Annotated in this window: 16 protein-coding genes; 9 read left to right on the plus strand and 7 right to left on the minus strand. The window is 72.5% G+C overall.

Annotated elements, in window-relative coordinates:
• The first annotated feature begins 1 nt into the window (after position 1).
• Genes ACIBK1_RS14230 through ACIBK1_RS14260 form a run of 7 tightly spaced genes read left to right on the plus strand, consistent with a single transcriptional unit; the run spans position 2 to position 10327 of the window.
• Complete coding sequence (locus ACIBK1_RS14230) at positions 2 to 1600, plus strand: condensation domain-containing protein (protein WP_396734921.1); 1599 nt, start codon at positions 2 to 4, stop codon at positions 1598 to 1600.
• A complete protein-coding gene (locus ACIBK1_RS14235; protein ID WP_076436535.1) occupies positions 1600 to 1830 on the plus strand; it encodes a hypothetical protein in 231 nt (76 codons plus the stop codon). The genes ACIBK1_RS14230 and ACIBK1_RS14235 overlap by 1 nt, the downstream gene beginning before the upstream one ends.
• Complete coding sequence (locus ACIBK1_RS14240; protein ID WP_396734924.1) at positions 1827 to 3665, plus strand: condensation domain-containing protein; 1839 nt, start codon at positions 1827 to 1829, stop codon at positions 3663 to 3665. The genes ACIBK1_RS14235 and ACIBK1_RS14240 overlap by 4 nt, the downstream gene beginning before the upstream one ends.
• A 1-nt stretch (position 3666) precedes the next feature.
• Positions 3667 to 3873, plus strand: a complete 207-nt coding sequence (locus ACIBK1_RS14245; protein WP_396734927.1) for an MbtH family protein — start codon at positions 3667 to 3669, stop codon at positions 3871 to 3873.
• Positions 3870 to 5285, plus strand: a complete 1416-nt coding sequence (locus tag ACIBK1_RS14250; RefSeq protein WP_396734930.1) for a condensation domain-containing protein — start codon at positions 3870 to 3872, stop codon at positions 5283 to 5285. The genes ACIBK1_RS14245 and ACIBK1_RS14250 overlap by 4 nt, the downstream gene beginning before the upstream one ends.
• 12 nt (positions 5286 to 5297) lie before the next feature.
• Positions 5298 to 7205 carry an amino acid adenylation domain-containing protein gene (locus ACIBK1_RS14255; protein ID WP_396734933.1) on the plus strand — a complete coding sequence of 636 codons (1908 nt, stop codon included), beginning with the start codon at positions 5298 to 5300 and terminating at the stop codon, positions 7203 to 7205.
• Entirely contained in the window at positions 7202 to 10327 is a 3126-nt protein-coding gene (locus tag ACIBK1_RS14260) for an amino acid adenylation domain-containing protein (protein WP_396734936.1), read from the plus strand. Before ACIBK1_RS14255 ends, ACIBK1_RS14260 begins: the two co-directional genes overlap by 4 nt.
• Before the next feature lie 120 nt (positions 10328 to 10447).
• Here the strand turns inward: ACIBK1_RS14260 and ACIBK1_RS14265 are convergent, their stop codons facing one another.
• From ACIBK1_RS14265 to ACIBK1_RS14290, 6 genes are all read right to left on the minus strand, one after another.
• Complete coding sequence (locus tag ACIBK1_RS14265; RefSeq protein ID WP_030507009.1) at positions 10448 to 11467, minus strand: LacI family DNA-binding transcriptional regulator; 1020 nt, start codon at positions 11465 to 11467, stop codon at positions 10448 to 10450.
• A 28-nt stretch (positions 11468 to 11495) separates the two neighbouring features.
• Positions 11496 to 12887, minus strand: a complete 1392-nt coding sequence (locus ACIBK1_RS14270) for a GH1 family beta-glucosidase (RefSeq protein ID WP_076436542.1) — start codon at positions 12885 to 12887, stop codon at positions 11496 to 11498.
• A gap of 41 nt (positions 12888 to 12928) precedes the next feature.
• Positions 12929 to 13819: a carbohydrate ABC transporter permease gene (locus ACIBK1_RS14275; RefSeq protein ID WP_363405174.1), complete on the minus strand. Its 891-nt coding sequence runs from the start codon at positions 13817 to 13819 to the stop codon at positions 12929 to 12931.
• Positions 13816 to 14790: a carbohydrate ABC transporter permease gene (locus tag ACIBK1_RS14280; protein WP_396734940.1), complete on the minus strand. Its 975-nt coding sequence runs from the start codon at positions 14788 to 14790 to the stop codon at positions 13816 to 13818. Before ACIBK1_RS14280 ends, ACIBK1_RS14275 begins: the two co-directional genes overlap by 4 nt.
• 84 nt (positions 14791 to 14874) lie before the next feature.
• Complete coding sequence (locus tag ACIBK1_RS14285; RefSeq protein ID WP_076436547.1) at positions 14875 to 16224, minus strand: ABC transporter substrate-binding protein; 1350 nt, start codon at positions 16222 to 16224, stop codon at positions 14875 to 14877.
• A 330-nt stretch (positions 16225 to 16554) separates the two neighbouring features.
• Positions 16555 to 18060 (minus strand): sulfatase, encoded by a 1506-nt coding sequence (locus ACIBK1_RS14290; RefSeq protein ID WP_396734945.1) that lies wholly within the window; start codon positions 18058 to 18060, stop codon positions 16555 to 16557.
• Between the two features lie 251 nt (positions 18061 to 18311).
• Here ACIBK1_RS14290 and ACIBK1_RS14295 point away from each other — a divergent pair, with 251 nt between their 5' ends.
• Positions 18312 to 19343 carry a hypothetical protein gene (locus ACIBK1_RS14295; RefSeq protein WP_051761489.1) on the plus strand — a complete coding sequence of 344 codons (1032 nt, stop codon included), beginning with the start codon at positions 18312 to 18314 and terminating at the stop codon, positions 19341 to 19343.
• Entirely contained in the window at positions 19340 to 20566 is a 1227-nt protein-coding gene (locus ACIBK1_RS14300; protein ID WP_396734948.1) for a DUF6716 putative glycosyltransferase, read from the plus strand. Before ACIBK1_RS14295 ends, ACIBK1_RS14300 begins: the two co-directional genes overlap by 4 nt.
• Positions 20567 to 20570: 4 nt before the next feature.
• Here ACIBK1_RS14300 and ACIBK1_RS14305 read toward each other — a convergent pair whose 3' ends face one another.
• A complete protein-coding gene (locus ACIBK1_RS14305) occupies positions 20571 to 22061 on the minus strand; it encodes an aromatic amino acid ammonia-lyase (RefSeq protein WP_396734951.1) in 1491 nt (496 codons plus the stop codon).
• Positions 22062 to 22104 lie beyond the last annotated feature (43 nt).

The raw sequence follows: 22104 nt of genomic DNA on the forward strand, positions 1-22104 counted from the left end.
GATGTCACCGACACTCATCGGCGAGGGGGAGCAGGCCTCCCTCGCACAGCACGGCATGTGGATAACGGAACAGATGGGCTGCGGGGGCCGGGCGTACCACATGCCGCTGGCCATCCGTCTCGACGGCCCCCTCGACGTGGACCGGCTGCTGGCCGCCTGCCACGACGTGGTCCGCGCGCATCCCCAGCTGGCCGCGGCCCTGGCGGAGCGGGACGGCGTGGTGCGCCTGGTGCCCGCCGCCGTGCCGCCGCCGATCAGGTTCGAGGACGTGTCCGGGTTCGAGGACGCCGGGCGTGAGCCCGGCGAGCTGGTCGACCGCGAGACGTCGCTCGCCCTGGACCTGGGGACCGGACCGGTCGCCCGGTTCACGGTGTTCCGGCTCGCGCCGGAGCGGCACCTGCTGGTCTTCGTCGCCCACCACGCCGTCTTCGACGGCATGTCGAAGGACATCCTGGTGCGCGGCCTGGCCGCCGCGTACGCCGGGCTGCCGTCGCCCGCCCTTCCCCTGACGTACGGCGAGGCCGTCGAGCGGGAGAACGCCCGGGTGGCCGAGCTGCTCGGCGACGCCGCCGAGTTCTGGCACGGCCGCTGGAGCGACCGGCAGGACCTGCGGCTTCCCGGGCTGTCCGGGGTCTCGATCCGCGCCGCGGCCGGCGACGCCGTCGACTTCGCGCTTCCCGCCGATCTCTCCGTCGCCGCCGACAAGATGGGCGTCACCCGGTTCGAGCTGGTGCTCGCCGCCGTGCACACGCTGCTCGCGGCGTACGGCAACGAGGACGCGGCGGTGTCCGTCGACCTGTCCACCAGGATCGAGGAGACGCGGGGCCACATCGGCCTGTTCGTGAACGAGCTGCCGGTGCCGGCCCCCGCCCCGGCCGGGAGGTTCGCCGAGTTCGCCCGCGCCGTACGCGACGAGTTGCGGGCCACGTACCGGTTCCGTGAGGTGCCGCTCGCGCGTGCCGTCGGCGGCGTGAGCCCGCGCACCGCGCTGACGCCGGTGTCGGTCAGCTACCGCAGGCGTGACGGGAGCGAGCCGGAGTTCCCCGGTGTCGAGGCGTCGGTGGACTGGATGGCGTTCAACCAGGCGGTGCGCGGCACGCTGCACCTGCAGGTGGTGGACGCGCAGGACGGCGTCGCGGCCCGGCTGCAGTTCAACCCCCTCGTCCTGAGCCGCTCCGGGTGCGAGAGCGTCGCCGATCACCTGCTCGCCCTGCTGCGCGCCGTGGCCGCCGCTCCTGACGCCGACGTGGCCGACCTGCCGCTGCCGTCCCCGGTGGTCGACGGCGCGGTCGAGCCGTCCTTCGCCCGTGCCGGGGACGTCCGTGCGGAGGAGCCGTCCCCCTCGGCGCGGGGCGGTGCGGCGGACGCCGTGCCGTACCTCGCGGAGGTGGGCGAGATCTGGCGCGAGGTGCTCGGCATGCCGGAGATCGGCCCGGACGAGGACCTGTTCGACCTCGGCGGGCACTCGCTGTCGATCACTCAGATCATCGCGAAGGTCCGCGAGCGGATGGACGTGGAGCTGTCCTTCGACGTGTTCTTCGACGACCCGACGATCACCGGGATCGCGGCGGAGGTCGCCCGGCTGCGGGAGGAGGCGTGATGCGGGAACGCGTTGCCGAGCTGGTGTCGAAGGCGAGCGGCGGCGACCTGGCCGTCGCCGACATCCTGGCGGCGGAGTGCAGCCTGCCCGCGCTCGGTCTCACTTCGATCGCCTACCTCCGGCTGATCGACCTGCTGGAGGTCGAGTTCGACTGTGACGTCGACCTGGACGGCGGCCATCTCGACACGCTCGACGGCCTGGTCGAGCACATCGCGGGGCAGCGGAAGTGACCGCGAGCCCGCCGGCGCAGGTCACCGGTCTCACGGCCCTGCCGCCGCGCACCGTGGAGTTCCGCGGCGCGCGGGGCGGGCAGGCCGTGCTGACCTGGGGCCAGCAGGGAATCTGGCGCTCCACGCGGTGGCTTGACGACGGCGACCCCTACTTCAACCTGGCCTGGACCCTGCCGGTGACCGGCGCGGCCGGTCTGGACGCCGTGCTGCGCGCCGTGGGCCGACTCGTCGAGCGGCACGAGACGCTGCGCACGGCGTTCGCCCGCGCCGGGGAAGGCGCCGGGGAAGGCGACGGGGAAGGCGGGGAGGACGGCGAGGAGGACACCGTCCAGCGGGTGAGCCGCGAGGGCCGGCTCACCGTGGGCGTGTACGAGGCGGCGGCCAAGCCGATGAGCGCGGCCAAGGAGCTGGCCGCGGCGCTGGCCGCGACCGGGTTCGACTACGCGGCCGAGCTGCCGATCCGGTGCGCGGTCGTCTGCCAGAGGGGCCGCCCGCGGGTGCTGGCGCTCGCGTTGTCCCACCTGGCGCTCGACGGCTGGTCGCTGAACATGGTGGCGGCGGAGTGGCCGCGGCTGGTCGCAGGGGAGGACCTGCCCGAGCCGGGCCGGCAGCCGCTCGACCAGGCGGCGTTCGAGCGGTCGGACTCGCCGCCCGGCGGCCAGGCGTTGTGGCACTGGCGGACCGGTCTGGCGTCCGCCCCGCGTTCGATGTTCGACTTTCCGATGCGCGAACCCGAGGAGCCGCGCTTCGTCCGGCACGGGATGGACTCCCCGGCGGCGGCCGTCGCCGCCGAGGCGCTGGCCGCCCGGCACGGCGTGACAACGTCCAGCGTGCTCACGGTCGCGAGCGCTGCGCTGCTGGCCGCCGTCACCGGGCACCGTACGGCGGCGCTGCAGCTCATCGTGTCGAACCGGCACCACCCGGGGATGGAGGCGATGGCCGGGCCCGCCGCTCAGGACGGGCTGTGCGTCATCGAGCTGGGGGCCGGAACGACGTTCGCCGACGCGCTGCGGCACGGACATCGCCGGACCATGGCGACCTACCGCAACGGGCACTACGACCCCGCGCTCGTGCACGCCGCACGGGAGGCGGAGGCGTGGGACCGCGGCGCCAACATCGACCTGGACGCGTTCTTCAACGACGTCAGGCAGGCGGGCCGCTGGCAGGGCCTGCCGCCGGTCGATCCCGGGGACGCCGCGGCGCTCGCCGCACTGCGGGGCCGGACCCGCACGTTCTTCGTCGGCGCCTACTCGAAGGTCAAGGCGAGGATCTTCTTCGCCACCGGCCCGACCCCGTCCACCTGCGAGTTCTACGTGCTCGTGGACACGGCCTTCCTGCCCGGCGACGTCGCCGGGCGGATGCTCACCGGCCTGGAGGAACTGCTGGTCCGGGCGGTCTCGGAGGAGGTGCCGCTGGACCGGGTCGCGAAGGTCGCGGGCCTGGACCCGGTGCCGCGCCCCTCCGGATGGACCGCGATCGGCCACGACTGGGTGGACCTGCCGGCGAGCGAGGAACTGCTGCGCCGCGCGTGCGGGACCGACCTGGCCGCGGTCGTGGTCGAGGACGCCTCGGACGAAGCTGGAGCCGGAGCCGGAGACGGGGCGGCGGCCCGGCTGACCGGGTATCTCGTCGCGTCTCCCGGGCTGGACACGCCCGAGGCCGTCCACAGCGCCGTGATGCGCGCCGCGGCCGGCCGGACCGACGTGCTCGCCCCCCACCACTACGTCCTGTGCGCGGCGCCGCCGGCCGGCCCCGCGGGCTGGCCCGCCTGTCCCCGCCTGATCGAGGGCGGTGGCCGGGCCCCGTCTTCCGCAATGACCGTCTTGGGAAGGTGACATGACCGACTCCCCGATGCTCGTGGTCGTCAACGACGAGGAGCAGTACTCCGTATGGTGGAGCGACCGCGAGCCGCCCGCCGGGTGGCGGGCCACCGGCTTCGCCGGCACGCGGCAGGAATGCCTGGACCACATCGAGACCGTGTGGACCGACATGCGCCCGCTGAGCGTACGCGACCCGGCGACGCCGAGCTCCCGGGACAGATGACCAGCGCGGAGCGCCGCGCCGCGCTGATCGAGAAGCTTGCCGGGCTGCCCCCCGAGCGACGGGCGGCGCTGCTGCGCTCCCTCGGGGGCGCGTCGCGCGACCCCGGCGGCCAGGAGTGGCCGCTGTCGCCGGGCCAGGAGCGCCTGTGGTTCCTCAGCCGCTTCGACCCCGGCGACACCGGTTACAACACGCCCTGGTGCATGCGGCTGCGCGGGCCGCTCGACGTGGACGCGCTGACCGGGGCGTTCACCCGGATCGTGGAGCGGCACGAGGTGCTGCGGACCCGCTTCCGCCTGCGCGGCGACGCGCCCGTGCAGGTCGTGCTGCCGCCGGAGCCGGTGCCGCTGGAGAGGATCGCGCTGTCCGACGAGGCGGACCTCGACCGGGCGCTGAAGGAGTTCGTCGAGCGCCCGTTCGACCTGGAGAACGCGCCTCCCCTGCGGGTCGGCCTGGCCGTGCCGGGCGAGGACGACGCGGTCGTCTGCATCGTCCTGCACCACATCGTGATGGACGGCTGGTCGCTCGACGTGCTCCTGCGCGAGCTCACGGAGTGCTACGCCGCCGGGCGCGAGGGGCGTGAGCCCGAGCTGCCGGAGCTGCCCACGCAGTATCCCCGCTTCGCCGTGCAGGAGAGGCGGCGGGACCACACGCAGGGCCTGGAGCACTGGACGAGCCGTCTGGCCGGCGCTCCCACGCTGGACCTTCCGGCCGACCGTCCCCGCCCGGCCCGCTGGTCGGGGCGCGGCGGACGCGAGGAGCTGCTGCTGCCGCCGGAGGAGATCACTCCGCTGGAGAAGGTGGCGAGGAAGCGGCGCTGCACGTCCTTCATGGCCCTGGCCGCGGCCTACCAGGCGACCCTCGCATCGGCGTCGGGCCAGACCGACTTCTGCGTCGGCGTGCCGGTGGCCGGCCGGCCCCGCAGCGAGCTGGCGCCGCTGATCGGCTACTTCGGCAACACGATGGTGCTGCGCGCCGACCTGTCCGGCGACCCGTCGTTCCACGAGCTGCTGGACCGTGTGCGCGAGGCGACCCTGGCCGGGATGCGGCACGCGGAGGTGCCGTTCGAGCACGTCCTGGCCGCGCTGCGCGTCCCCCGCGACATCAGCAGGCCGCCGCTGTGCCAGGCGATGTTCAACCTGCACAACCTGCCCAAGGACGATCTGCTGGGGACCCGGTTCGCCGACCTCGACCGGGAGGTCTACGTGGTCCCGCCCAGCCACACCAAGGCCGAGATCTCGATGGACCTGTGGCGGGGCCCGGAGGGGCTGGGCGGCGTCCTCGACTACAGCAGCGATCTGTTCGCGCCCGCGACGGCGCGCCGCCTCGTCGGCGCTTTCGCCGAGGTCGTACGGCGGGCCGGGGCCGACCCCGACCTCCCGCTGTCCGCGCTGGGCGGCCCGTTCCCGAAGTGAGAGGTGTTGAAAGTGAGTGACGCGGTGAGCGGCGTGACCAGCCCTGATACGGCGCTCGCGCTGATCCGCCGGTGGCGTGACGCGAGCCCCGACGCGGTCGCGGTGAGCGGCGCCGACGGCGTGCTGACATACCGGGAGCTGCACGACAGGGTCGACCGGCTGGCGGCGCTGCTGCGCGCCCGCGGAGTCGGCCCGGAGGTCCCGGTGGGCCTGTGCCTGGAGCGCTGCCCCGGCATGGTCGTCGCCCTGCTCGCCGTGTGGCGGGCCGGCGGCGCCTACGTGCCGCTCGACCCGGGCTTCCCCGAAGAGCGGCTCCGCTTCATGCGGGAGGACGCGGGCATCCGGCTGGTGCTGGCCGGCCAGGGCGTCGAGTCCCGGCTGCTCGAGGGCGTCCCCGACGTCGTCGAGCTTTCCCAGGACGGCGTTCCCGTCGCGGGCGGGGCGTCCGGTGACGGCGGCGTGCCGGCCGAAGGCCCGGTGGGTGACGCGGTGGGCGACCTGGCCTACCTCATGTACACCTCCGGTTCCACCGGCAGGCCCAAGGGGGTCGCCGTCCCGCACGGCGCGGTGGTCAACCTCCTGGAGTCCTTCGCCTCCCTGCTGGAGCTCACCCCGCGGGACGCCTGGCTGGCGGTCACCACGCTGTCGTTCGACATCTCGGTGCTCGAGCTCCTCCTGCCGCTCGCGTGCGGCGCCCGCGTGGTGGTCGCGTCCGGGCACGAGACGGCGGACGGCCGCGCCCTGCGGTCGCGCGCCGTGGCCGAGGCCGTCACGATCATGCAGGCGACCCCGGCGAGCTGGCGCATCCTGCTCGAGTCCGGCGGGGTCCCCGAGAACGTCGCGACCCGGCTGTGCGGGGGCGAGGCGCTGCCCCGCGACCTCGCCGATGCCCTCCTCGAGGGAAGCACCGGGCTCTGGAACGTGTACGGCCCGACCGAGACGACGGTCTGGTCGACGGCCGGGCGCGTCAGCCCGTCGCCCGCCGCCGTCGACCTGGGCGAGCCCATCGGCAACACGACGGTGCACATCCTCGGCCCCGACGGGCGTCCCGTGCCGCCCGGCGAGGCGGGCGAGCTGCACATCGGCGGCGCGGGCCTGGCCAGGGGATACCGCGGCATGCCGGGCCAGACGGCGGCCAGGTTCCTGCCCGACCCGTTCTCCGCGGCGCCGGGAGCCCGCCTGTACGCCACGGGCGACCTCGCCAGGATCGAGAACGGCCGGCTCTGCTATCTGGGCCGGGCCGACCAGCAGGTGAAGGTGCGCGGGTTCCGGATCGAGCTCGGCGAGATCGAGACCGTGCTGCGGGCCGCGCCCGAGGTGGCCGACGCCGCCGTCGGCGTCTGCGACGGCCCCGACGGGCTGCCGCGCCTGGTCGCCTACGTCGTGCGCGCGTCCGGGGAGCCCGAGGAGGCCGACCTGTGGCCGTCCCTGCGTGACCGGCTGCGCCGCGACGTGCCCGAATACATGGTGCCCGCGCACCTCGTGATGCTGGACGCCCTGCCGCTCACCCCGAACGGCAAGCTCGACCGCAAGGCCCTGCCCGTGCCCGAGTGGACCCGGACGCGGAGCCGGCCGTACCGGCAGCCGTCCACGCCGCTGGAGCAGGACCTCGCGGCGATGTGGGGGGAGGTGCTCGGCATCGCCGAGCCGGTCGGCGTCGACGACGACTTCTTCGAGCTGGGCGGGCACTCGCTGACCGCCACCCAGATCATCGCCAGGATCCAGGCGCGCTTCGCGACCAGCGTGCCGATCGTGGTGCTGTTCGAGAACCCCACGGTGGCCGAGCTGGCGGCGGCGATGGACCGGCTCGACGACGACGACCTGGACCTGACCGAGATCGCCGCGCTCCGCGACGAGCTCGACGGCCTCAGCGCCGAGGACCTGGCGGCCGTGCTCGACGAGATGGCGTCGGACAGATGAGGGCGCCCCTGTCCCCGGGCCAGGAACGGCTCTGGCTGCTGCAGAGGCTGGACCCCGCCGACGCCTCCTACACCATGTACACCGTCCGCAGGCTGCGCGGACCTCTCGACGCGGACGCCCTGGAAGGGGCGCTCGCCGACGTCGTGGCCCGCCACGAGGGCCTGCGCACCCGGTTCGAGGAGGAGGACGGCGTCCCCTGGGCGGTCGCCGGGCCGCCGGGGGCGGCGGAGTCGGTCCCGCCGGTCGAACGGATCCAGGCCGGCGACGAGGAGCACGCCCGGCGGATCGTCGCCGAGCGGGTGAACGCGCCGTTCGACCTCGCCGAGGGCGTGCCGCTGCGCGTCGCGCTGATCGCGATCGGCGCGCTGGACCACGTGCTGTGCGTCACGATGCACCACATCATCGGCGACGGCTGGTCGCTGGGGATCCTCTTCGACGACCTGGCGGAGTGCTACACCGCGCGCCTGCACGGGCGCGCGCCGAGCCTGGCACCGCTGCCGGTCCAGCCGTCCGACTACGCCCGCTGGCAGCGCCGCCGCGCCGAGCGCGCGGTGCCGTACTGGCAGGAGCGGCTGGCCGATCCGCCGCCGCCCGAGCTGCCCTGCGGTGTGGGAAACGGGGGCGAGGGTCCCGGGGACTTCCAGGTCGTCCGGCTGGGCCGGGAGGTCGCGGCCGAGCTGGACCGGCTCGCCCGCGACCACAGGACCACCCTGTTCACCGTGCTCATGGCCGCCTACCAGGTGCTGCTGCACCGCCATACCGGCCACACCGACGTTCTCGTCGGCACGGCCGTGGCCGGCCGCGACCGGGTCGAGCTGGAGCCGATGATCGGCTACCTCTCGCAGACCGTCGTGCTGCGCGGCGACCTCGACGGCGACCCGTCGTTCACGGACCTGCTCGGGCGCACCAGGCAGGAGACGCTGACGGCGCTGAGCCGGCCCTCGGTGCCGTTCGAGCGGATCGGACATCCCGCCGAGGCGCTGATGCCGACCATGTTCATCCTGCACACCCAGGACCTCGGACCCACCCGGCCGTTCGGCGACCTGTCCGTCGGCTTCTTCCCCGACGGCTACCGGCAGGTCAAGCTCGGCCTGTACGCCGAGGCGTGGTTCGAGGACGGCGAGATCGTCGTGTCGTTCGGCCACGACGGGTCCAGCGGCTCTCCCCACGAGGCGGAGGCCGTCCGCCGGCTCGCCGACCGTTTCCTGCTCCTGCTGGAGTCGGCGGTGGCCGAGCCGCATCGGCGGATCTCCGAGCTGCGCCTGTGGACCGGCGACGACGAGAGCGACATCCGCGCCATGGCCGGCGACGGCGCCGACGCCGCCGGACTCGTGGTTCCCGAGACGACGGTTCCCGAGATGGTCGCGGGGATCGTCCGCCGCGCGCCCGGCGCCGTCGCGGTTGTCTGCGGGGAGACCGAGGTCACCTACGCCGAACTGGACCGGCGGGCGGCGCGGCTCGCCGCCGCGCTGCGGGCCCGGGGCGTGCGCTCCGGCGACGTGGTCGGCGTCTGCCTGCCCCGTTCTGTCGAGGCGATCACCGCGTTGCTCGCCGTCTGGCGGGCCGGCGCGGCCTACATGCCGTTCGAGCCGGACGAGCCGGAGGAACGGCTGGCCTTCTCGCTCGCGGACGCCGGGGCGACGCACGTGATCACGACCCGGGCATTGCCCGCCGGGCTCACCGCCGTCGACCCGCTGGACGGCGCGGACGGCGCGGACGACGCGGCCCCCGGCGACCCGGACGGACCGGAGGAGGCGCGCCCGGGTGACGTGGCCTACGTGATCTCCACCTCCGGCTCGACCGGCAGGCCCAAGGGCGTCGCCGTCGAGCACCGCGCCATCGCCGCCCGGATCCGGTGGATGCGGGAGGAGTACGGCCTGGCGCCCGGAGAGCGCGTCGTCCAGTTCGCGTCGCTGAGCTTCGACACCCACCTCGAAGAGGTCTTCCCCACGCTCGCCGCGGGAGCGGCCCTGGTGCTGCTGCCCGGCGGGGCGGCGACGCTGCCCGATCTGCTGGCCGCGCCGGGCGGGGAACGGATCACGATGCTCGACCTGCCCACCGCCTACTGGCACCACCTGGTCGAGGAGATCGACCAGATCGCCTGGCCGCCCGCGCTCCGCCTGGTCGTCATCGGCGGCGAGCAGGCGTCCGGGGGCGCGGTGACGCGCTGGCGCGGCCGGTTCGGCGACCGCGTCCGCCTGGTGAACACCTACGGCCCGACCGAGGCCGCGGTCATCGCGACCGCGGCCGACCTCGGCGCGACGCCGTACGGCAGGCCCCCGATCGGCCGGCCCGTCGGCGCGACGACGGTCCACCTGCTCGACGCGGCCGGGGCGCCGGTCCCGAAGGGCGTGATCGGCGAGCTGGTCATCGGCGGCGCCGGGGTGGCACGCGGTTACCTGCGCCGCCCGGCGCTCACGGCCGCCGCCTTCGTCCCCGACCCGCTGGGGCCGCCGGGATCGCGGAGGTACCGCACCGGCGACCGGGCGCGCTGGAACGAGGACGGCACTCTGGAGTTCCTCGGGCGGCTCGACGGGCAGCTCAAGGTCCGCGGCTTCCGCATCGAGCCGGGCGAGGTCGAGGCGCGGCTGCTCGACCATCCGGGGGTCGGCCAGGCCTTCGTCACCGTCCACGCCGAGGAACTGGTGGCGTACGTGACCGGGACCGTGACCGGGGAGGAGCTGGCCGCGCACCTCGCGCGGACCCTGCCCCGCCATCTCGTCCCGACCGCCTGGGTCGTGCTCGACGCGCTGCCGCTCACCAGCCGCGGCAAGGTGGACCGCGCGGCGCTGCCCGCGCCGGTGCGGGCTTCGTCGGCCGGGCACGTCCCGCCGAGCACGGACGCCGAGCTCCTGGTGGCCGAGATCTGGGCGGAGCTGCTCGGCGTCGGTTCCATCGGCGCGAACGACGATTTCTTCACCCTGGGCGGGCACTCGCTGCTCGCGACGAGGATCGCGGCCCGGCTGCGCCGGGCGACCGGGGTGGAGGTCCCGGTCCGCACGATCTTCGAGCGGCGCACCGTGGCCGAGCTGGCGGTCGCGCTGGAGGACCTGCTGGTGGCCGAGCTGGAGGAGCTCTCGGACGAGGAGGCCGAGCGGCTGCTCTCGTCCGCCGACCACTGACCGCGAGGCGGGCGCCTGTGTTTCCCGGGCGCCCGCCTCACGCCGTCCGAAACAAAACCGCCGTGCACCCGAGGGTGCGCGGCGGTCTCGTCGTTGCGGTCTCCTCGCGGCCGCGGCGCGTCAGGCGGAGGTGCGGATCACCAGGTGCGTGTCGAGGATGACGACCGGCTGCTCCAGCGGCTCGCCGTTGATCCGGGCGATCAGGAGCTGGACCATCTGCCGGCCCATCGCCTCCGTGGGCTGGTGCACGCTCGTCAGCTGCGGATCTGTGTGCAGCGCCACCTTGGAGTCCTCGAAGCCGATCAGCGCGACGTCGTCGGGCACGACCAGCCCCTGCTCCTTCAGCACCCGCAGGGCGCCGACCGCCATCGGGTCGGACGCCGTGAACACGGCGTCCAGGTCAGGGTGACGGGCGAGCAGGTCGCGCATGCCCGCCTCCCCGCTCTCCTCGGAGAAGTCGCCGTACGCGACGCGCTCGGTCATACCGGTGGCCAGCAGCGCGTCGCGGTATCCGGCGAGACGGTCGACACCCACGCCCATGTCCTGCGGACCGGCGATGGTGGCGATCTTGGTACGGCCCTTGGAGAGCAGGTACTTGACCGCCTGCCGGGCGCCGGCCCGGTTGTCCATGTCGACGAAGCTGTACGGGTTGAGCCCGACCGGGCGGCCACCCAGCACGGTCGGCACGCCCAGCTCCTCCAGCCGTCCCGGCAGCGGGTCGGCGCCGTGCACCGAGGTGAGCAGCACGCCGTCGACGTGCTGGCCGGTCAGGTAGTGCTCCAGCCGGTCGTGCTCGGCACGGTTCTGCGCCATCGTCAGGATGAGCTGGAGGCCGGTCTCCGCCAGGGCGGAGCCGATGCCGCGGATCAGCCCGGCGAAGTACGGCTCGTCGAAGACGCGCTGCTCCGACTCCGACACCACCAGCGCGATGGTGTCGGTCCGATTGGTCACGAGGGTGCGCGCCGCCCGGTTGGGCACGTAGCCCAGCTCCTGAATCGCCAGTAACACCGCGTCGCGGGCGCGGTCGCTCACCTTCGGCGAGCCGTTGATGACCCGCGACACGGTGCCGCGGCCGACCCCGGCGCGCGCGGCGACCGCTTCCAGAGTCGGCCGGCCTCCGGAACGGCGGTCCCCGTTCATCTATACTGCCCCCTTATCGCGTCTGCGCTTATTGTGCCCGACCCAGAAGCCCGCCGTGTCTGATGGCGTCGGCGTACCACAAAGCGCTTGATTTCATGGTCCTCGCCTGGGTCTCGTAGTCGACGTACACGAGACCGAAGCGCTTGCCGTAGCCCCAGGCCCACTCGAAGTTGTCCATCAGGGACCAGGCGAAGTACCCCTGCAGCGGAATGCCCGACTCGATGGCCGTGTGGCAGATCCGCAGGTGGGCGTCGATGTAGTCCACCCGCTCGGGGTCGTGCACCGCGCCGTCCTCGCCGATCACGTCGTCGTAGGCGGCGCCGTTCTCCGAGATGTAGAGCGGGACCCGCGGATACTCGTCGGTGAGCCGCTGCAGCATCTCGAGCAGGCCGCTGCCGTCGACCTCCCAGCCCATGGAGGTGACCGGGCGGCCGCCGTTGACGAAGCCCACGTGCTCGCTGCCGATCCACGGCGACCCGGAGTCCGTCGGCGCGGCGGCCGCGGACGCGGCGCCGCCGGGCGCGCCGGAGACGGTGAAGCGGCTGTAGTAGTTGATCAGCAGCATGTCGATCGGTGCCGCGATCGTGGCCAGGTCGCCGTCGTGGATGAACTCCATGTCGGACAGGTGGCTCAGATCGGCCAGCACGTCCTCCGGATAGGAGCCCTTGAGCAGGGCGTCCAGGAAGAAGCGGTTCTGCAGCCCGTCGATGCGGCGGGCGGCGTCCTGGTCGGCCTCGCTGTTCGTGGCGGCCGTGACCGGGTAGACGTTGACGCACCCGCCGATCAGCGAGTCGGGGTTCTGCGCCCGCATCGCCTGGACGGCCAGACCGTGCGCGAGGTTGAGGTGGTGCGCGGCGCGCAGCGCGGCGGCCGGCTCGCGCCGTCCGGGGGCGTGCTCGCCCGATGCGTAGCCGAGGAACGCGGCGCACCAGGGCTCGTTGACCGTGCTCCAGTTCCTGACCCGGTCGCCGAGCTCCGCGTGCACGGTCGCGGCGAAGTCGGCGAAGCGCTTCGACGTGTCACGCGACGGCCACCCGCCCGCGTCTTCCAGGGCCTGGGGGAGGTCCCAGTGGTAGAGCGTCAGCCACGGGTCGATGCCGTAGCTGAGCAGCTCGTCGACGAGCCTCTTGTAGAAGTCGAGGCCCTTGCGGTTGTACGCGCCGGAGCCGTCGGGCTGGATCCGCGGCCAGGAGACGGAGAACCGGTAGGCGGTGAGGCCGAGGTCCGCCATGAGCTTGACGTCCTCGCGATACCGGTTGAAGTGGTCGATCGCGATCTCGGCGGTGTCGCCGCCCACGATCCGCCCGTCCTGACTGCAGAAGGTGTCCCAGATGGAGCGGCCCCGCCCGTCGGCGGCGAGGGCGCCCTCGATCTGGTAAGCGGAGGTGGCGGCGCCCCAGACGAACCCGGTGGGGAACATCACACTGGGGGCCTCTGCCTCGGGACGTGTGCCTTGCGTTGTCACGCCTTGACCGCACCTTCCATGAGTCCGCCGATGATCTGTCGGCCGAACGCGATGAAAACGACGATGAGCGGGAGAATCGACATGAGCGTGCCGCTGAAGATCAGCACGTAGTCCGTCCCGTACTTCGCGTTGAGCGAGTTGATGGCGACCTGGACCGTCGGGTTGTCCGGCGTCAGCACGATCAACGGCCACATGAAGTCGTTCCAGATCAGCATGAACGTGTTGATGCCCAGCACCGCCATGCCCGGCCGTACGGCGGGCAGGACGACGTTCCACCAGATCCGCAGGGTGGAGGCGCCGTCGACGCGGGCGGCCTCGACCAGCTCGTTGGGCACGGCCTGCTGGGTGTACTGCGTCATGAGGAAGACGCCGAAACCGTTGAGCAGGTAGGGCAGGATCACCGCCTTGATCGAGCCGACCCATTCGAGGCTGACCATGAGCCGGTAGAGGGGGACGATGCCCATCTGCTGCAGCGGGACCATCATGGTCAGCAGCACGAGCAGCAGCAGGATCTTGCCGCCCTTGAAGTTCAGCCGGGCGAACGCGAAGCCGGCGAACGTCGAGATCACCACCACCGAGACCGTCACCGTGCAGGCGATGATCAGGGAGTTGGTGAGACCGGTCAGGTAGTGCGCGTCGGGGTTGGTCAGCACGCGCTGGATGTTCTCCCCGAGCTTGCCGCCGGGCAGGAACGGCGGCGGCATGTCGGTCGCCTCGGTGTTGGTGCGCGAGGCGATGACGATCATGTAGTACAGCGGGAACGCCGAGATGATGATCGTGACCGCGAGGATGAGCCTCGTCATCGGCGTGGCGGTCCAGAGACCGCCGGTACCTCCCGGCGCCTTGCGGCGCCGCCGCGTGGTGGCGGGCGCGGAGAGCGTGGTCACTTGTTGCCCCCGATCCGGCGGATGAGCAGGAAGTTGATGCCCGATCCGATGAGGATGAGCAGGAACAGCAGCCAGGCGGCCGCGGAGGCGTAGCCGTAGTCGAACTCGCGGAAGCCCTGCTCGTAGATGAACATCGAGACGGTCTGGAACTGGCTGTTGGTGCCGCCGTGGACGTTGCCGTTGTAGAACGTCGTCGGCTCGGAGAACAGCGTGAGACCGCCGATGGTGGAGTTCAGGACCACGAAGATCATCGTGGGCCGCAGCATCGGGATCGTGATCTGCCAGAACTGGCGCCGCTTGGACGCGCCGTCGATCGAGGCCGCCTCGTAGAGGTCCTTGGGGATCGTCTGCATGCCGGCCAGGAAGATGATCGCGTTGTAGCCGGTCCAGCGCCAGTCGATCATGGTCGCGATGGCGAGCCAGGAGGGGAGGCGCTCGGCCTTCCAGTCGATGGGGTCGGCCCCGAACCAGCCGAGAACCCAGTTGACCACGCCCCAGTCGCGGCCATACAGCTGGGTGAAGACGACCGCCACCGCGACGACCGAGGTCACGAGGGGGAGCAGGACGCCCAGCCGGACGAACAGCTGGAACTTGAACCGCTTGTTCAGCGCGTTGGCCAGCATCAGCGCCAGCAGAATCTGCGGGACCGTCGCGATGACGAACATCGCGAGGGTGTTGACGACCGCCTTCCAGAAGGCGGCGTCGCCGAGCATGGCGGTGTAGTTGCCGAGGCCCGTCCACTCGACCGTGCCCGTGAGGTCGTAGTCGTAGAACGAGAAGTAGAGGGTGAAGCCGAGCGGGAAGAGCCCGAAGATCAGGAAGAGCAGGTAGTAGGGAGAGACCAGGAGGTACGGTGCGGCCTTGAGGTCCAGCCAGGTCATGAAGGACCGGCCCGGTCTCGGCCGGACATGCCTCCGGCTGGGCGGCATCGGTGCCCGGGTGGGGTGCCCGGCGTCGACGTGCAGGCTCATTGATTACCTTTCGGGTGAAAGCAGGCGACCGGCCCGCCGGCGGGGTGCCGCTGCGGCGGACCGGTGCTCACCTGGCGGGCTGGATCAGCCCGCGGCCTTCACGGCGTCGTCGACGAGCTTCTTCCAGCCGTTCGCGTACGGCACCGAGCCGTCGTCGATGGCGGAGACGACCGACTCGATGGCGTTCTTGACCTGGGCGTGCTTCACGCCGAGGAAGACCGGCTGGAGTGCGGCGGCCGACTTGGCGAAGATGTCACCGACGGGGGCGTCGTTGAAGTACTCGTTCTTCGCACCCTGGACGGCCGGGTCCTGCTGCGCCTGGATGTTGCTCGGCATGTTGCCGGCGTAGTTGAAGACGCTGACCTCGGCGTCCTTACCGGTCAGGTAGTCGAGGACCTGCGCCGCCTCCTTGGGGTGCTTCGACTGCTTCGGCACGGCGAGCCAGGAGCCGCCCCAGTTGCCGCCGCCGCCGGGCACCGCCGCGACGTCCCACTTGCCCTTGAAGTCCGGTCCGGCGCCGCCGTCGCCGCTGACCGCGCCGAGCATCCACGACGGGCAGCCGAGGGTGGCGAACTGCGACTTCTTCATGCCGGTGTTCCACTCCGGCGTGAAGTTGCGCAGCTTGGCCGTGAGGCCCTCCTGGCTGATCTTCTGGGCGAAGTCGTACGCCGTCTTGACCGCCGGGTTCTTGTCGACGATCAGGTTGTTGTCCTTGTCGAAGTAGGAGACGTTGCCGTTCTTGGCGGCCTCCTGCACCAGGACCACGTTGTAGAGCGTGTTGGTGCCGTCGACGAACTTGGTGTCCTTGATCTTGTCCTGGAACTTGTGGGCGACCTGGATGAAGTCGTCCCAGGTCGGCCAGAGCTTGCTGACCTCGTCGCGGTCGGCGGGCAGACCGGCCTTCTCGAACAGGTCACGGCGGTAGCACAGGCTCATGCCGCCGACGTCGGTGCCGAGGCCGAACAGCTTGCCGTCGGCGGTGACGCCGTTCTCCCACTTCCAGGCGGCGAAGTCGGCCTTGCGGTTCTGCAGGCCGAACTCGCCCAGGTCGGCCCACCACTCGGGGTGCGCCTTGGCGAGGCCCATGCCGCCCTCGTCGATGCCGACGACGTCGCCGGCGCCCGCGCCGGACTGCAGCCACTGGATCATCTGCGGCCAGTAGACCTGCTCGAACTGGTCGGTCAGGTTGTCATACTTGATCTGGATGTCCTTGTGCTCGGCGTTCCACTTGTCGACGGCCTCCTTGTAGCCGAAGTTCTTGCCGCCGCCGAACGTCTGGAGCGTGACGGTGACGGGGCCGGCCGCCGCCGAGGACCCGCCGCCCGCTGCCGCGCCCGTGCCCGTGTCGTCGGACCCGCAGGCGGCTGCGCCGAGAGCCAGCGCGGCCACCGCGGCGACCGCGAGCAGTTTGCCGCGGCGCGAGTTGTCAATCATTCCGGACCCCTCTCAGGTGGTATCCCGAATCGTCTGTGGGAGTGCATCCCAGGCCGGTCCCCGATCTCACGGCCCGCGATCGAAGGTTGTGCTCGGTGCTCCCCGCCCTGTGTCGAGCACGTTGGGAGCGCTCCCACGAAGGGTCCTCTATGAGCAACCGAGGCGTCAATATGCCGAAACCTAACTGTTACTCCCTGGGTGGTTAGAGCCGGTCAAGGGGACATAATAGGACATACCACGCTTGGGAGCGCTCCCATATCCATATGGGCAGAAATGAATAGCGGACGCCCCGAACCTGCCGGGGCGCCCGCCCTGATAAGATCGATCACCTCACTTGTGCGCCGCCCCGGCCGTCCCCACGGACACTCCGCCGCTCACCGAGACTCCTGTGCCTGGGACCGCGGCGTCCGCCAGCCGGCAGGCCGGTCCGGAGCAGGCCCGCAGCAGCGCGAGCCGGGCCGAGAGCGCCAAGGTCAGGAACGGGTCGGCCGTCGCCGCGATATTGTGCAGCTCCGCCGGGTCGTCCCGCAGGTCGTACAGCTGCCGCTCCCCGGTCTCGTACTCCACGTACGCGTACCGCCCAGTCCGCAGCATCGCGTACGTGGGCGGCGAGTGCGGCGAGTAGGAGGGGTGGTAGAACTCGGCGAGCACGGTGTCGCGCCAGGGGACGTGCTGCCCGCGCAGGAGCGGGACGAGCGAGCGGCCCTCGGCCGTGGGCGGGACCGTGGCCCCGCCCAGCTCGGCGAACGTGGGCGCGAGGTCGACCGTCGACGTGAGCGCGTCGATCACGCCCCCGGCGGGCACGCCCGGCCCGCGCACCACCATCGGCACCCGGATGTCCTCCTCGAAGGGTGTCGTCTTGCCCGGCCGCAACCGGTGCTGGCCCAAGTGGAAGCCGTTGTCGGAGGTGAAGACGATGTAGGTGTCGTCGAGGCGGCCCGCCCGGCTCAGCGCCTCGACCAGGGCGCCGACCATGTCGTCGACACCGAGCATGGCGCGCAGCCGGTCGCGGTGGACGCGATCGATCCGGCGTGTGTCGGCGGCCGACAGCGGCGTGCGCTCGCGGAGCCAGCGGGGCTCCGCGGACAGGTCGGCCTGGTCGAACGACGCGGTCCGCGGCGCCTGCTCGCCGGCGAAGGCGGTGGCGTGGCGCGGCGCGTGGTGCGCGGGCAGGTGCGGCGCGACGGGGGCGAGGTAGAGGAAGAACGGGGTGTCCCCTCTGGTGGAATCGGTCGCGAACGCCGCGGCCTTGGCGCTCAGCACGTCCTCCAGATAGTCCTCGGGGTCGTCGCCGTACCGCCGGACCACGCCGTTCTCGTTGAGGGCGTAGCCGTACTCCTGGTAGAGGCGGGTGACGGGGACGTGCCACTCGTCCCAGCCGGGCGGGATGTAGGTGCGCGGGGCGCCCTCGGGATAGTTGTTGAGATATTTGCCCATGAGCGCGGTGCGGTACCCCGCGTCGTGCATCCATGTCCCGAGGGTGGAGGCCTCCAACGGCCGGAACTTCGGGAACCCGCCGGTCGGCGACCGGTTGCTCTCCACGTGGTGGCTGTGCATGTACTGCGAGCGCAGGATGGACGAGCGGGAGGGGCAGCACCAGGGGTTGGTGACGAAGAAGCGGGACAGGGTGGTCCCCTGGCGCACCAGGAGATTGGTGATGTTGGGGAACCGGCTCAGATCCGACGCGTCCAGGTCGTCGGTGAGGATCAGCACGATGTTGGGCCGGTGAGCCGCCGGGGCGGGCTCGGCACGGGAGGCGCCGGTGAGCGCGAGGCACAGCAGGAGCGCCGCGGCGAGCCCGGCCCACAGCTTTCTCGATGGTCGTGGTTGGGGCACGGCAGCAATCATTGCCACGCGTTCACCGGGGGAAACACCGCAGCGTGATCGCGCGACCGCGCTGCGTCCGTTATGTGGGTGATTCTTCTGGTGAATCCTCCGCTGCCGGGCCAGGCCGAGCGCGTGTCGTCGCCGAGAGTGACGGCGTCCATGCCCTCCACGCTGCCGTAACGCGCCGAGGAGATCCCTTCGGGGTCTGTTCACCGCGCGTTCCCGTCCTCGTCGTGTCGCGCGGCTAGGGTGAGCGCGTCGTGAACGTTTCTTTACGGGGCGTGGAGAACGAGGGACGGCGCCACGCCGCCGAGCAGGGGCAGGCCGTCGCGTGGGTGGAGTCCCCCCTGCAGATGCTGTGCGTCGTCGAGGCGCACCACGCGGGGCTCCTCGGATCCGTCACCACGGTGGTGCCGCGGGCCGGGCTGCCGGCCCTGCGGATGACCCGCCGCGAGCTTGAGCGGCTCGGGCTGCCCGACGGGCTGGAGTTCGCCGAGCCGGCCGAGCGGGTGCCCCGGCCGGGCCGCGTCTGGGCGGTGGGCGACGCCTTCTCCGGGCGCGTCCAGCTCGCCCTCGCCACGGCCCTCCCCGGCCGCACGGTGCTGGTGGACGACGGGCTGGCCACGATCCGCCTGCTCGAGCTGCTGGTCGCGCGCCGCCCGCTGCTGCGCGCCCGCGGGACCGCGGGCCTCGGCCGTAAGGCGCTCGCCGCGGCCGCCGGGTTCCGCCTGCGCACCCGCAGGCCCACGGCGTTCACCGCGCTCCCGGTGCCCGCCGGCCTCGCCGAGGCGGTGGAGCGCACGGGCGTGCCGCTGGTCCGGCACGACTTCGCCTGGCTGCGCGCCCAGCCCGCCGACCGTCCGCCGCCGGAGCGCACCGTCGTGCTCGGCACCTCGCTCGTACGCAACGGGCTCATCCATCGCGACCGCTACCTGCGCTGGCTGGAGCGGATCGACGAGCCCGTCGCGTACTTCCCCCACCGGCGCGAGGATCCCGGTGACCTCGACCGGGTGCGCAGGATCGCCGGGCTGACCGTGTACGACGCCGGGGCGCCCGCCGAGATGACGCTGCGCGACCTGCGGCCGGACCAGCGGGTGCTGAGCCTGCCGTCCACCGCGGTGACCTCGCTGCGCGTCCTGCTGTCGGCCCGGGGCGTACGGGTGGAGGCCGTGGACGTGCCGGACGACTGGTGGACGGCGTCGGCCGTACCGTCGCTGCGCTCCCACCTCCAGCTCTTCGCGCACGAACCTCACCAGCCCCTCACGCACGATCCCGGAAAGGTCGCTCCTTGACCCGTCTGCTCGCCGTGGCCGACTCCGACTCGTATCTCAAGTGGGCCGCGGGCCTGCTCGACGCGACTCCGGAGGACTGGGTCACGGACCTCGCCGTCGTCCGCACGCCCATCACCCCCTCCGCGGCGCAGATCGCCTCCGCGGTGAGCGGGACCCGCGCGCAGGGCGAGGCGCTTCCCCCGGTGCTGACGGCGCGGCAGCTGCGCCGGGCCGTCGAACGGTTCCGGCCCGACGCCGTGCTGCTGGCCTGCACCGGGCCGGTGGTGGACGCGCTGGCGGCGGAGACGCTGGCCGGGCTGCGGCCCCGGCCGGTGCTGGTGTCGGGGCTGCCCGGCATCTCGGTGCCCGCGACGGAGAAGGCCTGGCTGTTCCGCAGCGGCTGCGACCTGTTCGTCGTGCACAGCGGCCGGGAGGTCGCCGAGTTCTCCGAGATCGGGTCGCGGCTCGGCGGGGGAGGGGCGGTGGCGCTGGCCCGCCTGCCCTACCTCGACCTCCTGCCCCGCGAACCGGCCGCGCACGGCGCCGGGGGCGTACGCGACCGCGTCGTGTTCGCCACCCAGGCCAAGGTGCCCCGGCGGCGCGAGGAGCGGGAGCGGATCCTGCTCGCCCTGGCCGGCCTCGGACAGGCCAGGCCCGACCTCGACGTGGTGGTCAAGCTGCGGGCCCGCGATGACGAGCGGCAGACGCACAACGAACGGCACCACTACGAACGGCTGTGGACCGCGATGGAGGCCGAGGGCCGGGTGCCCGCGGGCGCCGTACGCTTCGCCGCCGGGCCGATGCACGAGCATCTGAGCCGCGCCGCCGGGTTCGTCACGGTCAGCTCGACGGCCGCGCTCGAGGCGATCGCCGGGAGCGTGCCGCTGCTCGTGCTGTCCGACTTCGGGGTCAGTGCGGAGATGATCAATCTGGTGTTCGAGGGCAGCGGCTGCCTGGGCACGCTCGACGACCTGGCCACGGCGGACTTCCGGGTCCCCGCCGAGGAGTGGTGCCGGGCCAACTACTTCCACGACTCCTCGGCCAGCGACTGGACCGGCCGCGTCGCCGCGCTGGTCGCCGCGGCTCGCGCGGGGACGCTGGAGCCGGCCCGCTCGCTCCTCGACGGTCCCGAGCACGCGGCCGCCCGCCGGCGCGCCCGGCTGCGCCTGGAGGTGCCGCCCAGGGTCCTGCGGTACGGCTACCGCGCCAAGCGCCGGGTGCGCCGCTATCTCAAGGCGTTCTAGACGCTCACAGCAGGGGTGTCGCGGTGAGCAGGTCGGCGGCCCTGCGGACATCGGCGTCGAGCGGGCGGTCGGGATCGACCGCGGGGATCGCCTCGACCAGGGTGTCGAGGAGCGCGGCGCAGCCCGAGGCCGTGGGCCGGCGGGCGCCGACGTGCGCCGCCTGCCGCAACCCCACGGCCAGCGATCCGCAGAGCAGCCGCAGCAGTTCGGCCATGTCGTGGGCACGCAGAGCGGCCTGGGTGCCGAACGGCACCACGTCCTGGTTGTGCAGGTTGGTCGGCAGGCTCTGCATACCGGCCGGCACGGCGGCGCGGCGGATCTCGGCGACGAACGCGGTCGTGGCGAGCTGCACCCCCTGCATCCCGTGCTGGCGGCCGGGTCCGGCGGCGAGCATAGGAGGCAGGCCGCCGTTGCGGGCCGGGTCGACGAGGAGGTCGAGCTGCCGCTCGGCGAGGTTGCCGAGCTGAGCGGTGACCATCGCCAGGACGTCAGCGGCGAACGCGGCCGGCTGCCCGAAGAAGTTGCCGCCGTGCACGACCAGGTCGTCGTCGGGGAAGAACAGCGGGTTGTCGCTGACGCTGGACAGGTCGGCCCCGACGACACCGTCGACGTAGCGCAGGGCGTCCTCGGCGGCGCCCAGCAGTTGCGGCGAACAGCGGATGCTGTACGGCTCCTGCAGCGGGCGGGTGCCGGCGGGGAGGGTGCCGGCAAGGGTCTTGCGCATGCCGTCGGCGACGTCGATCGCGCCGGGATGGCCGTAGGCGCCGAGCAGGCGCGGGTGGAGGAAGCCCGGGTCGCAGCCGAGCAGATCGACCAGCAGGCAGGTGAGCGCCTGCAGCGCGCGGTGCGAGGACCGGACGCTGTCCAGGGCCAGGGCGGTCGCGGCCGTGGTGAGGGAGGTGCCGTTGACGAGCGCGAGTGCGTCCCTGCCGTCGAGCGTCAACGGGGTCAGCCCGGCATGGCGGAGCGCCTCGGACGCGGGCATCCGCGAACCGTCGAGATACGCCTGTCCCCGGCCACGCAGTGCCTGGGCGGCATAGGCGAGCGGGATCAGGTCCCCGCTCGCGCCGACCGACCCGTAGCGTGGGATCGCGGGGACGAACGTCGTCGTGAACATCGCGGCGAGCCCATCGACCACGTGTGCGGAAACCCCGGACGCCCCCTGGGCGAGCGACCACGTACGCACGAGGATCGCGGCCCGGCTCACGTCCTGGGCCAGATCCGGCCCCTGCCCGGCGCCGAGGTGGGCCAGGGTGTTGTCACACTGGTCCGCTTCCTCCTCCCGGCCGGCGAACCCGACGAGGGCGCCGAATCCGGTGGTCGCGCCGTAGACCGGACGTTCCTCCTCCCGCACGTCGCGGAGGAAGCCACGGCCGCGCTCGACGCGGTCGCGGACGGACGCGTCGACCACGACGGACACCGGTGCCGCGGCGCGGCGCAGGTCGGCTGAGCGCAGCGGAGCGCTGAGGTCGATGGTGCCTTCGACGGCGGACATGTCCGGACTGTAGGCACCCGATTCTCAGAATCCTATGAGAATT

This window comes from Microbispora rosea (assembly GCF_044460045.1).
Classification (GTDB): domain Bacteria; phylum Actinomycetota; class Actinomycetes; order Streptosporangiales; family Streptosporangiaceae; genus Microbispora; species Microbispora rosea.